Here is an 11,416-nt window from a genome sequence, read left to right on the forward strand (position 1 = left end):
GTAGAGCATGGATTTCGAATTCACTGACGACCAGGACCAACTGCGAGATGCAGTAAGAAAGTGGGTAAAGCGTAGCTATACGTTTGAGCACCGTCGCAGTTCCGAGAGCAGCGGCGGATTTTCCGCGGACGCGTATTCGGAGCTTGCGGAGCTTGGGCTGACTGGACTTTACGTCCCAGAAGAGTATGGCGGCGTCGGTATGGGGCCGGTCGACGTTATGGTGGTTATGGAGGAACTGGGGCGGGGCATCGTACTCGAACCGCTGGCGCAAGTTCTACTTGCGGGTGCAGTGCTGTCGAACTACGCCGAAGCAAGCGTACGCGCGGCGTGGCTGCCTACGATTGCTTCTGGAGAAAGTCTGGTCGTACTGGCCCAGCAGGAGCGCGCGAATCGTTATCGCATCGATACGTGCGAGACGCGAGCAGTCGAGACGGCGGAAGGTTGGGAGCTTACTGGGAGTAAGAGCCTCGTGCCGGTTGGCGATCATGCTGCTGCGTACATTGTACCCGCCATGATTGCTGACACTCTCGGAGCGTTCCTTGTGGAGCGCTCCGCCCCAGGTGTATTGGTACACCCTTATCAAACTGTCGACGGCTCGCGCGCCGCGGAGCTGACGTTGTCGAAGGCGCCGGGCACGCTAGTCACCCGCGAAGGCCAGGATTGCCTGTCGTATGCCGTGGATCTTGGCATTGCAATGACGTGTGCAGAGGCCGTGGGCGTGATGGACGTAACCCTGGAGGCTCTGGTGGAGTACATGAAGACGCGCAAGCAGTTCGGCGTCGCTATCGCGAGCTTCCAAGCGTTGCGTCACCGCGTCGCAGATATGAAGATGAGTCTAGAGCTCGCGAGGTCTATGAGCTACTACGCCTCGCTCAACGTCAACGCGCCGGCGAACCAGAGACGTCGCGCCATGGCACAAGCGAAATATCAGTTGGGCGGGTCGATGCGATTCGTCGGCCAGCAGGCCGTGCAATTGCACGGTGGGATTGGAATGACGGATGAGTATATCGTCAGCCACTATTTTAGACGCCTTACCCAAATGGAATCGGTGTTCGGAGATACGCTGCATCATCTGGCGCAGATGTCGGACTCCATGCATCCCGAGCTTGACAAGGCTGCCTAAGGCGCCGCGAAGAGTAAGTGCTCGATGAATTGCGATGGCGGGTGACCCTCATCGTTTCCGGCAGCGCGGTGGTACATCCTCGCGCTGCTCATAGTATCGGACCGGGATAGTAGCGTAATTGATGCAGACGCAACTTCAGTCACGAAGCCAAGTCGGGATCCATGATATTTTTCTTCCAATTCCAATGAAAGTGACTTCGTTGAGTGGCGAGCAGATAATCAGCCGACAAGGCTATTCACGCGTAATTAAAGAGGGGAAGTTCGTGAAGCTCCCCGCTTTTTCTCCTGCGAGTCTGTTCTTGGGCGGCTCTATTTTTAAGAGCTCGCATTGCAGCTTCGATCTGGATGTAACTAGTTATTCTGTGGTGCGTGATCAACCAATGCACGATCTGTGGGATTCCAGGCCGCTTTGGGAGGCAATTTCATTGTCGGTGTTTATGAATCCAAAGGAAGCTTGGAATATTGCAGATATAGCGGATAGTTTGCAGACAACATCCTCGAGAGTCAGGCGGACCCTCTTCAGCCAGGGCAATTGCTTCACGGAAATATGTAACACGCAGCGGCTTATGCGTTCGCTGTTCGAATTGGCAGGACTGGAAAGATCTATACCGGATATTTCGAACAGAATTGGGTGGAGCCAATCCTATGACTTTGAGTCATCTTTCTATAATAGATTTAAAGTTTCGGCAGATGTTATTTGCGGAATGAAATTTTATGCCCGCTAGGCGATCTATTTAGAGGAGCTCTACTGAACGTTTGCCAGCCATCAACCGCTTCGAAAGAGATGGGCGGCCGTTGGGCAGGCCGCCCTCTTTTGCGATGGAAGTACCATCCGCCCCAGCCTCGCGCGCGCAGGCTGCTCGTGCCGCCGTGATGCCGGCGGCCGTTGCCCCGATGACTACGATTTGCTTAGCAGGCCGCTGAAATACCTCCAACGGAAGTCAGCGCGAGGACTGGCTGAAGCGTTGGTTTGAGGACCCCATCCAACCCCACATTCATGCGCGGCGCAGACACCTTCACCGAGAGTTTGTTCACGATGCGGAGGCTGGAGGATTTCGTGCCGAAGTCCCATCCGCTGCGCTCGATCCGCACCATGGCCAATCAGGCGCTGGTGAAGATGGACCGGTTGTTCGCGCAGATGTACGAGGCCGATATCAAGGGCGGCCGGCCAAGCATCGCGCCGGAGAAGTTGCTGCGGGCCATGCTGCTGCAGGTGCTGTACAGCATTCGCTCCGAGCGCCAACTCATGGAGCAGACGCAGTACAACCTGCTGTTTCGCTGGTTCATCGGGCTGTCGATGGACGACCCAGTTTGGGTGCCCACGGTCTTCACCAAGAACCGCGAACGGCTGATCAAACATGATGCAGTGATCCAGTTCTTCAACGAGGTGTTGGCCATCGCGCAGAAGAAGAACTGGCTGTCGGGTGAGCACTTCAGCGTAGACGGCACGTTGGTTCAGGCGTGGGCAGGCCACAAGAGTTTCGTGCGCAAGGATGGCGGCGACCAAGACGATAACGACGGCGGCAACTTCAAGGGGCGCAAGCGCAGCAACGAGACGCACGAGTCCAAGACCGATCCCGATGCCAAGCTGTACCGCAAGGGCAAGACAGCCAGCGAGCTGCGCTACATGGGTCATACCCTGAGCGACAACCGCCACGGCCTGGTGGTGAGCGCCATGGTGACCAATGCGGACGGACACGCCGAGCGCGAGGCCGCAAAGGTAATGCTCAACGATGCCAGGCAGGTGGTTGAGGACCTGAACGTGGAAGTAACCGTCGGCGCGGACAAGGGATACGACGCGCAGGAGTTCATTCAGGCCTGCCTGGAAATGAAGGTGACGCCCCACGTGGCGCAGAACACCTCGGGGCGGCGCTCGGCCGTTCCTGATGCCATTGCCAGCAGCGCCGGTTATGCGGTCTCGCAACAGAAGCGCAAGCTGATCGAACAGGGCTTTGGCTGGGTCAAGACCGTGGGGCGCATGCGTCAGGTGATGGTGCGCGGCCTGAAGAAGGTCGACCAGATGTTTGTGCTGAGCATGGCCGCCTACAACCTCGTGCGCATGCGCTCGCTGGGACAAATCCGTCCGCAGTTGCAGTAATCGCGGTAATGAGGCCGGAAATGGGCGTCAAAACGCAGGAAAAGTCGATGCAGGGAGGTCCGACTTCCGGATTGTGAGAAATAGCGAACCTACCAGCCTTGAGGCGAAGTACTCATCGCTTGCGCGATGAGTACTTCAGCAGCCTGTTAGGGGAATCATCAGAGAGCCTCGTGAATCTCGATTGCCAACGCCGGACAGATCCCAGCAGCCAAGCGTGCAGATTTTGTATTGATCGGCCGACGGATCGGCATTCAAAAGAATGACGATTCCGTCATCCTTTTGGTCGAACAGATCCGGCGCATTGACGACGCATTGGCCGGAACCGCAGCATTTTTCGGGATAGATTGTGATTTTCATCGTGATTCGCCGTAGTGGATTTACCAGCTAACGGGCAGTGCCCTAACACCATACATGAGCGAATCGCTCTTGAACGCGAGGCTCTCGATGGGCACGGCCAGCCGAAGATTCGGCAGGCGCTTCAGTAGGGCGGTGAACATGATCTGCATTTCGACTCTGGCGAGAACTTGTCCCATGCACTGATGCGGGCCGTATCCGAATGCGATCTGTGTCCGGGCATCACGGCGGAGGTCAAAGACGTGGGGATCTTTGAACTGCTCCTGGTCGCGATTTGCGGAAATACTAAGCACGACAACGGGATCACCGGCTCGGATCAATTGCCCATTCACGACAACGTCCTCCAGTGCGACACGTCGCGTCCCGGACTGTATGACATCCAGGAAGCGTAGCATCTCCTCCACCGCGTTTGGAACGAGGCTTGGATTCTGGCGAAGCTCTTCCCAGATGTCCGGCCTCTGAAGTAGGAAGAGCACCCCCATCGACGTCGTATTTGCCGTCGTCTCGTGCCCGGCAATCAGCAGAAGCCTTCCAAGCGAGACCACGTCTGTTTCAGTGATATCGCCCTTCCGTACATGATTAACGATAAGGCGACTGAGGATGTCCTCCCCGGGGCTTTCGGATCTCTTCGCCACCAGTTCACGCAGGTATTCGCACAACGCTTGATTCGCGGCGCTAGCCTCTTCCCTCGTCGCGGTGCTCGACGTCATGATCATCGCCTGTTCTTGGAAGAAGTCGTGATCGTCGTATGGAACACCAAGCAACTCTGAGATAGCCAATGCTGGTGTCGCCAATGTAAAGGCGCTAACCAGGTCAGAAGGCTGCGGCCCCATCGCAAAATCTTCCAAGAGCTTGTCCACGATGGCCTGAAGTCGCGGCCGCAGATTCTCGATCTTTCGGATCGTGAATTCGCCGGTCAGCATCCGCCGTTGCTCTGAATGCTTGGGTTCATCCAGGGTAATGAAGGTCCGGTTACTACTCCGAACAACCTTTACTGCGGCGCTGGAAGAGGGAAATCCCGGATGTGAGACGTCGGAGCTAAAGCGAGAGTCCGACAAGACAGCGCGAACATCGTCATAACGCGTGACAAGCCAAGCGATCTTTCCGTCCCAAAGCTTACCTTGTGCCAATTCGCCCTTCTGTTGCATCTGGAAGAACACCGGCGGCGGCGCCAAGGGATCTACGCGCTTAGGGGGGAAATCTGGGATTCCGCCGCTGTCGCCCTCAGCGTGAAAAGGACACGCTGATTTCGGCTCGTTCGCAGCCGCATCAAAAGGACAGCGCCCTTCTACCGCGGAAGATGGGTTGGAGGAAGGGGTGGGAGCAGGCGACTCCGTCATGGAAATATCTCCGAGGGCGATTGGTGGCTAATGTTAGGTAGCCTACCTATGTGGCGCAAAGGGGGTTTACCCTCAACAACAGAATCGAAGGTCGACCCGTAGACATCAGAAGAAAGCGGAGAACCCATATGTGGCGATATGCCCGCCGACGTTGGAGTGCTTGCCCGCCCGCAACACCATCGCCATGGCATTCCAGCGCGCCATGGCGGCCAGTCGGCGCTCGATCGAGGTGTCGCCTGGGTACGGCTGCTCGCCCGATTCGGCAATCGTATTGACGTAGGGCGTCGTGATTGCGCCATGGAAATCCCCGTGTCGGGCCGCGTCCGATTCATGCAGGCGGCCGATCAGGTAGTGGGCGCGTTCGCGGCCTTCCACTTCGGTCACGGCGGCCAGGGCCTCAATCCATTCCTGGGTTTCCTGCGGGTCCACATCCAGCGGCAATACGTGTAGCGGCAACACCGGGGCATTCATCTCTGTCTCCATGGGATTGACGGGGCTTCGGTTCGCATCAGGCCCGGTCGGATAGGCGTGGCCATTGCGCTTCAAATGAATTGCAGTTGCAATCGTCTGGGCATTGTGAGCGCTCTGCGGCATAATTGCAACTGCAACTATTGGAGATACCATGTCGACTGAGAAGCCGGATTTGTGGTTTTCGTTTGTACGGTCGCACCGGGCCTTGATACGTGAGGTGGATCGGCGTCTTGCCGAGGCTGGACTGCCAGTCTACGCGTGGTACGACGTGCTGTGGGGGATTGAAAGCGGGCCGGAGGAAAGCCGCCGGATGCATGAGCTGGCCGATGTGCTTGCCATCGAGCGGTACAACCTGACTCGCCTGATTGACCGGCTGGAGCGTGAAGAACTGGTGACCCGTATCCGGTCAGAGGAAGACGGCCGCGCCGCGTTCGTGTCCGTCACACGGCAAGGTAAGGCCTTGCGCAAGAAGATGTGGGGCATCTACGAGGCGGCGGTCAAAGAACTGTTTCTGGCCGAGTTCCGGCCGGAAGACATCGGGCGATTTTCTCGTGCGCTGGATGCGGCGGCAGCCAAAGCGGGGTGGCCGAAATAGGTTCGAACTCCCTTTTCGTGCGGTGACGCTTCTGGCTCGCGCCGGAGGGGACGAATGTGTCCGCTTTTTGGGACACGTTCGACTTAGTTGGCAACGGCGGTACCCTGACGCCTCAATCAAAGGTCAGTGGCATGACCGGCGCTTACCGACCCACCCTAAGCGGACATCAGGATGGAGCAGAGACTGATATCCATTAGGCGCCCCGCATGACTGAAGAATTCCCTCAGAACGTTGTCTGCAGCGCTTCATTTAATAGCTGGACAACGTATGCTTCGACCGCTTTGTGCCCGGTGAGGGCCTAGCTAGAGCGACGGCTGAGTTCCGTCCGTAGCGACAAAACGTAGTTTGGCTCACCAACTATCGGGGCGGCGCCGTACTTTCGCGAACTACAAGGTCAGGCTCGAACTCGGTCTGATTGCGTTTGGACCCGCCTTCAATCTGATCAACCAGGTTACGAGAAGTAAGTTCGCCAATCAGAACGGGATTCGAGTGTACGGTCGTGAGTGCGGGCGTCATCAGTTCCGCCATCTGCCAGTCGCCGAAGCCTGAAACTGAGATGTCGCTCGGAACCGATAGTCCCAATGTGCGGCACTCCGCGATCGCTGCCACAGCAACGAAGTCATTGATGCATATCAGGGCAGTCGGCTGTTCCTGATGCGGCAGCGAGTCATTACGCTCGAGACAGGTCCGAACCGCTTGCCGGACGGCAGATGCTTCGTACGGTGTCGGGAGAATGCGGTCGTCGGGTATCGAAATGCCGTTCTCACTGAGGACGTCTTGGATGCCCAGAAGTCGTTGAGAGGAGAGAAATTGAGTCTCTAGTGGCCCTGGGAGGACGGCAAACTTTCGATGTCCCTGTTTGACCAAATAGCTCGTCAACCTGCGCATCGCCAAGCGATTGTCATATCCCACCGTGGGATGCATACCCTCACGATCGACGGCCCACATTAGGACATACGGAATGGCATGCTTGTGGATTAGCGAGAAGACGTCAGGGTGATGCTGTGACCCGATAATGGCGATTCCGTCGACTCTGCGCTCCAAAAGCGCGCGCGCGCAGCGTAGTTCTGTCTCACTGTCGTCCCGGTGGCACGTCAATAAAACGGTGTATCCGAGCCGATCGAGCTGCGCCTCTAAGGTATCGACCGCTTTCGCGTAAAGCTCGTTCATCAGTGTCGGCGCAATGATGCCGACCGATCGCGTGCGCCCTTGACGCAGGTCCCGAGCCGAGGAAGACGGGACGTAGTTGAGGCTTGCGATGGCGTTCTGCACGCGCTCCAGCGTGTCAGGTCGCAGCCGATCCGGCGATGTCAGTGCACGGGAGACTGTTGCCGAGGAAACGCCGGCGAGGAGGGCGACTTGCTTGACATTCACCATATCGGATCAGCGGTTATCTTCAGCCTGGGATATCGGCCGACTGCCGTCATTGTAACGACCTTGGTAGTCCACAGGCAGTTTCCGTCGTCGGGGGGTATCCCGACGACGGACCGGCATTCCCGGTGAGGGCTAGTCGAGCCGGACCTTTGCTGAATCAGCCACGCGCTTCCATTTCGTAACTTCGGTGCGCAGAAACGCATCGAATGCTTCCGGGGTGCCGCCTGCGATCTGCGCGCCTTGAGCCATCAGCTTGTCGCGGACCTCCGGATCCTGAAGGGCTTTGTTGAACTGGCTGTTCATCTTAGCAACGATGGCTGGTGAGGTCCCGGTCGGCACCATAAATCCACCCCAAGAAACGGCTTCGTATCCGCTTATCCCGAGCGCTTCATCTACCGTCGGCACATCGGGCAGTGCCGGCAATCGAGTCTTGCTCGTGACCGCAAGAGCCCTGAGTTTTCCACTCTTGACATGTGGCATTCCAGCAAGCGCGGTGGGAAGGGCAACATTGATCTGCTGACCGAGCACGTCTGTGAGCGAAGGCGCGTCTCCCTTATAGGGAACGTGGTTCATCTTGACGCCAGCCATGGTACTAAGGAGTTCCCCGGCCAGATGGCTGCCCGAACCGTTGCCTGCAGATCCAAAGGTAATCTGTCCTGGCTTGGCCTTTGCTAATGAGACCAGTTGGCGCAGGTCCTTCACCGGCGAATTTGCTGCCGTGACGATAATGAGCGGCACCTTTGTCACCAAGACAACTGGCGTAAAGTCTTTCAGCGTGTCATAAGGAAGTCTCCCGTATACGGCCGGGTTGATGGCATTCGGCCCAAGGTTGGCCATCAGCACGGTGTAGCCGTCAGGCTGCGCCTTCGCAACGGCTTCATTAGCGATGATGCCGTTTGCGCCAGGCCGGTTCTCCACAACAACAGACTCTCCCCATGCCTGGCTAAGCTTAGCGCTTAGGAGCCTGGCGGTCACGTCTGAGGCGCCGCCAGGGGGATAGGGAAGAACGACCCGAATCGGCTGGACCGGCCATTCCTTAGCGTGGGCGGCGGCCAGACCGATGGTCAGTGTCACTCCGCAAACGGCTAATGCCCCCGCAATTCGTAGCAATCGATGCATGTCTGTCTCCTTTGAACGTGATCTTTATGGTGATCACTGTGGTCGGGCGGATTACACGTCAGATCGTCCCATCGCGGCGCATTGCCTCAATTTGCTCCACAGACTTCCCGAGCTCATTTTTCAGGATGGTTTCAGTGTGTTCGCCCAGCGCTGGGGGCGCGCGAAGGTAGTCGATACTGCTGCGAGAGAACTTGATAGGGTTCGCAACCTGGGGCGCGCTTGCACCGCTGCTGTGGGGCAAAGAGAAAACCATTTCACGCGCCCGGATATGGGGATCCTCCAGTGCTTCTGGAATGCTCTGGATCGGGCCACAAGGTACGCCGACCGATTCCAGCAGTTTGAGCCACGTGTCTCTCTCTTCTTCTTCAAAGCGAGCCGAGAGCACCTCCACAAGACTTTCACGGTTCTTTAGACGATCCGCATTGCGTCGATAGCGGTCATCATCCGGAAGATTGATTAAACCCAGCGCTTCGCACATGGCTCGGAACTGCCGGTCATTACCGACTGCTACGATCAGAGAGCCATCGCTTGCAGGGAATGACTGATAGGGTGCGAGATTGGGGTGCGCGTTGCCCCAACGACGCGGGTGGCTCCCGCCCACCAAATAGTTCGAGGCCTGGTTTGCCAGCCACGCCACCTGCGTATCCAGCAGGCTCATATCGACGTACTGCCCGCGGCCACTGCCGACTCGCTCAAATAGCGCGCTGACAATTGCAACGCTTGCATACATGCCAGTCATCAAGTCCGATATGGGCACCCCGCATTTTTGCGGGCCGCCACCGGGGACGCCGTCGCGCTCGCCTGTGATGCTCATCAGCCCGCCCATGGCTTGCACCACGAAATCGTATCCAGCCCGCTTGCGGTATGGGCCCGTCTGCCCGAAGCCGGTGATGGAGCAGTAGACGAGCCGAGGATTGATCTCACTCAGGGTCTTGAAGTCCAACCCGTAACGTTGCATATCGCCGAACTTGTAGTTCTCAACGAAGACGTCGCAATCTTTGACTAGCTCGTGCAGCAAATCCTGACCGACCTTGCTGCTGACATCCAGAGTGATCGAACGCTTCCCGCGATTGGCGCAAAGGAAGTACGCCGACTCTTCCGTCGTCGTGCCATCCTCACGAGTAAGGAAAGGCGGGCCCCAAGCTCGCGTGTCATCGCCGGTGCCGGGACGCTCAACCTTCATCACGTCAGCGCCCAGGTCGGACAATAGTTGCGTGCTCCAGGGTCCAGCAAGGATCCGGCTCAAGTCTAGGACCTTGATACCTGCAAGGGGGCCTGCCATATCTCCTACTCCTCTTTTTTGAGTTTCTAACTAATTAGCTCGGGTCGAACAGCACGCCAGGGTTCAAGACCTGGTGCGGATCAAAGGCCTGCTTGGCGGCCTTTAGCGCGGTGCAGAACAGCTCCGGCCGTTCCTTGTCGTACCAAGGGCGATGGTCCCGACCAAGCGCATGGTGGTGGGTCACCGTACCGCCTGCGTCCACCATGGCTTGCTCTCCAATGCGTTTGATCGCTTGGAACTGCTCGGGCAATCGAGCCTTATCGCCATAGGCAAACCACGTGAAATATGGCGCAGGGCCATCAGGGTAGAGGTGGGTAAAGCGGCAAGTCACCGAACCCGGGCGGCCGGTAACTTCGCGAATGGCCCGATGCGTTTCTGCCTTGACGTGCGCGTGAAGAGCGGCGAACTTGTCCCACGTGCACGCGGTTTCCATGGTCTCGCGCATGACGCCGCGAGCAATGGCGTACTCGCGCAGGTATGGGCCGCGCAGGAACTTGTTTCGCCAGCTCGATGTCGCAGCGTCCGCACCACCTTGGTTTCCGCTGACCGGATCATCGTCCCATTCGCCGCCGCACTCCGCGCAAATTTCCAGTGCTCGCTTCAGGCGTGCCTCGACCGGGTGGTCGGCGGACTCGAATCCCAGCACGAGAATGTCATAGCTGCCGTCGCTCGAACCCGTGTACAAGGCTTCTTCGCGTTCCACAAGGCGGGCATTGGCAGGGTTCAGTCCAGATTGAGACAGTACCCGTGTGGCCTCGACAGCGCGCGCATAGTCACGGAAACGTACGGTCACCTGCTTGCGGAAGACCGGCCGGCGGTGAAGCTTGACCCACGCCTCGGTAATGATGCCCAGTGCGCCTTCGGAGCCGAGGAAAAGTCGATCCGGATTGGGTCCCGAACCCGATACCGGGAAACGTCGGGATTCAATGGCACCCTGGGGCGTTACCACTCGCATGCTCTCGACGTGGTCGTCGATCTGAGTGAACGCGGTCGCAAAGTGGCCTGCTGCTCGCGTTGCGATCCAACCCCCCAGTGACGAGAACTCCCACGCTTGCAGGAAGAATCGCATGGTCAGGCCGGTGGGCTTGAGCTGTCGTTCCAGCTCCGGGCCAAGGACGCCCGCTTGAATGCGCGCGGCCTGCGATGTTTGGTCTACCTCCAGCACTTTGTTGAAGTGCTTCATGTCGATGGACACCACGCCACGGTAACGATCGTGCTCGGGCGGATTCACGCCGGCCACGACGCTGGTGCCGCCGCCGTACGGAACTGCAGCAACGTTCTGGCGCCCGCACCAGTCGAACAGGTCCACGATGTCCTGCTCAGTGCGCGGGTAGGCGATGACGTCCGGCGGGTTGGAAAATTCCCGGCGCATTGCGCGCGCAACATCCATGGTGCCCGCGCCGTAGGTGTGATACAGGCGGTCGTAATGATCGCTTGTGCAGATTTCGCGAAGCGACGCGGGCAGCTGTACGCGAGGTTTGCGCAGCGAAATTTCTTCGGGCGTCGGAAAAGGTGTCGCTTCGAAGTGCTCGACACCCAGCAAGCGTGTCCACGCTGCCTCGAACTCCCGGATTTCGTCCGGCGTGACGGTGTCACCCTCATAGCCCCACCCGTAAAACTTACGACGACGTTCCTGCATTGTTGCCTCCTGTGTGATGTGG

General features: G+C 58.2%; 10 protein-coding genes and 2 pseudogenes. 4 read left to right on the forward strand and 8 right to left on the reverse strand.

Features of this window, described 5'->3' with window-relative positions:
• Window positions 1-7 precede the first annotated feature (7 nt).
• Together K6G35_RS30025 and K6G35_RS30030 are read left to right on the forward strand one after the other, a co-directional pair.
• Window positions 8-1,123, forward strand: coding sequence for an acyl-CoA dehydrogenase family protein (locus tag K6G35_RS30025; protein ID WP_058698228.1), 1,116 nt, complete (start codon window positions 8-10; stop codon window positions 1,121-1,123).
• Window positions 1,124-1,244: 121 nt separating this feature from the next.
• Window positions 1,245-1,847: a helix-turn-helix transcriptional regulator gene (locus K6G35_RS30030; RefSeq protein WP_143010733.1), complete on the forward strand. Its 603-nt coding sequence runs from the start codon at window positions 1,245-1,247 to the stop codon at window positions 1,845-1,847.
• A 9-nt stretch (window positions 1,848-1,856) separates the two neighbouring features.
• Here the strand turns inward: K6G35_RS30030 and K6G35_RS30035 are convergent, their stop codons facing one another.
• The gene (locus K6G35_RS30035) at window positions 1,857-2,057 is read right to left on the reverse strand and encodes an FAD-dependent oxidoreductase (protein WP_369597129.1); all 201 of its coding nucleotides are present in this window, start codon (window positions 2,055-2,057) and stop codon (window positions 1,857-1,859) included.
• A 62-nt stretch (window positions 2,058-2,119) separates the two neighbouring features.
• Here K6G35_RS30035 and K6G35_RS30040 point away from each other — a divergent pair, with 62 nt between their 5' ends.
• The gene (locus K6G35_RS30040; protein ID WP_058698229.1) at window positions 2,120-3,220 is read left to right on the forward strand and encodes an IS5 family transposase; all 1,101 of its coding nucleotides are present in this window, start codon (window positions 2,120-2,122) and stop codon (window positions 3,218-3,220) included.
• A 158-nt stretch (window positions 3,221-3,378) separates the two neighbouring features.
• On the opposite strand, the pseudogene K6G35_RS30045 reads toward K6G35_RS30040, so the two are convergent.
• From K6G35_RS30045 to aceE, 3 genes and pseudogenes are all read right to left on the reverse strand, one after another.
• Window positions 3,379-3,577 (reverse strand): annotated as a pseudogene (locus K6G35_RS30045) (ferredoxin).
• Between the two features lie 20 nt (window positions 3,578-3,597).
• Window positions 3,598-4,914: a cytochrome P450 gene (locus K6G35_RS30050; RefSeq protein WP_081050313.1), complete on the reverse strand. Its 1,317-nt coding sequence runs from the start codon at window positions 4,912-4,914 to the stop codon at window positions 3,598-3,600.
• A gap of 114 nt (window positions 4,915-5,028) precedes the next feature.
• Window positions 5,029-5,385: pseudogene (aceE, locus tag K6G35_RS30055) on the reverse strand (pyruvate dehydrogenase (acetyl-transferring), homodimeric type); the annotation flags it as partial.
• Window positions 5,386-5,536: 151 nt separating this feature from the next.
• On the opposite strand from aceE, the gene K6G35_RS30060 reads away from it, so the two are divergent.
• On the forward strand, window positions 5,537-5,980 hold the full coding sequence (locus K6G35_RS30060) for a MarR family winged helix-turn-helix transcriptional regulator (RefSeq protein WP_043355349.1): 444 nt from the start codon (window positions 5,537-5,539) through the stop codon (window positions 5,978-5,980).
• A gap of 357 nt (window positions 5,981-6,337) precedes the next feature.
• Here the strand turns inward: K6G35_RS30060 and K6G35_RS30065 are convergent, their stop codons facing one another.
• The 4 genes from K6G35_RS30065 to K6G35_RS30080 all read right to left on the reverse strand — a co-directional run bounded on the left by K6G35_RS30065 (window position 6,338) and on the right by K6G35_RS30080 (window position 11,394).
• The gene (locus tag K6G35_RS30065; protein ID WP_058698231.1) at window positions 6,338-7,357 is read right to left on the reverse strand and encodes a LacI family DNA-binding transcriptional regulator; all 1,020 of its coding nucleotides are present in this window, start codon (window positions 7,355-7,357) and stop codon (window positions 6,338-6,340) included.
• A gap of 129 nt (window positions 7,358-7,486) precedes the next feature.
• A complete protein-coding gene (locus K6G35_RS30070; protein WP_043355346.1) occupies window positions 7,487-8,473 on the reverse strand; it encodes a Bug family tripartite tricarboxylate transporter substrate binding protein in 987 nt (328 codons plus the stop codon).
• 58 nt (window positions 8,474-8,531) lie between these two features.
• Window positions 8,532-9,755: a CaiB/BaiF CoA transferase family protein gene (locus K6G35_RS30075; RefSeq protein ID WP_058698232.1), complete on the reverse strand. Its 1,224-nt coding sequence runs from the start codon at window positions 9,753-9,755 to the stop codon at window positions 8,532-8,534.
• A gap of 34 nt (window positions 9,756-9,789) precedes the next feature.
• Window positions 9,790-11,394: an FAD-binding oxidoreductase gene (locus tag K6G35_RS30080; protein WP_043355342.1), complete on the reverse strand. Its 1,605-nt coding sequence runs from the start codon at window positions 11,392-11,394 to the stop codon at window positions 9,790-9,792.
• Between the last annotated feature and the right edge of the window lie 22 nt (window positions 11,395-11,416).

Source organism: Cupriavidus sp. HY129 (assembly GCF_059492215.1).

Bases quoted from the DNA above. Each gene is read 5' to 3' on its own strand.
- K6G35_RS30025 (WP_058698228.1), top strand. From the start codon at position 8: ATGGATTTCGAATTCACTGACGACCAGGACCAACTGCGAGATGCAGTA.
- K6G35_RS30030 (WP_143010733.1), top strand. From the start codon at position 1,245: ATGCAGACGCAACTTCAGTCACGAAGCCAAGTCGGGATCCATGATATT.
- K6G35_RS30040 (WP_058698229.1), top strand. From the start codon at position 2,120: ATGCGCGGCGCAGACACCTTCACCGAGAGTTTGTTCACGATGCGGAGG.
- K6G35_RS30050 (WP_081050313.1), bottom strand. From the start codon at position 4,914: ATGACGGAGTCGCCTGCTCCCACCCCTTCCTCCAACCCATCTTCCGCG.
- K6G35_RS30060 (WP_043355349.1), top strand. From the start codon at position 5,537: ATGTCGACTGAGAAGCCGGATTTGTGGTTTTCGTTTGTACGGTCGCAC.
- K6G35_RS30065 (WP_058698231.1), bottom strand. From the start codon at position 7,357: ATGGTGAATGTCAAGCAAGTCGCCCTCCTCGCCGGCGTTTCCTCGGCA.
- K6G35_RS30070 (WP_043355346.1), bottom strand. From the start codon at position 8,473: ATGCATCGATTGCTACGAATTGCGGGGGCATTAGCCGTTTGCGGAGTG.
- K6G35_RS30075 (WP_058698232.1), bottom strand. From the start codon at position 9,755: ATGGCAGGCCCCCTTGCAGGTATCAAGGTCCTAGACTTGAGCCGGATC.
- K6G35_RS30080 (WP_043355342.1), bottom strand. From the start codon at position 11,394: ATGCAGGAACGTCGTCGTAAGTTTTACGGGTGGGGCTATGAGGGTGAC.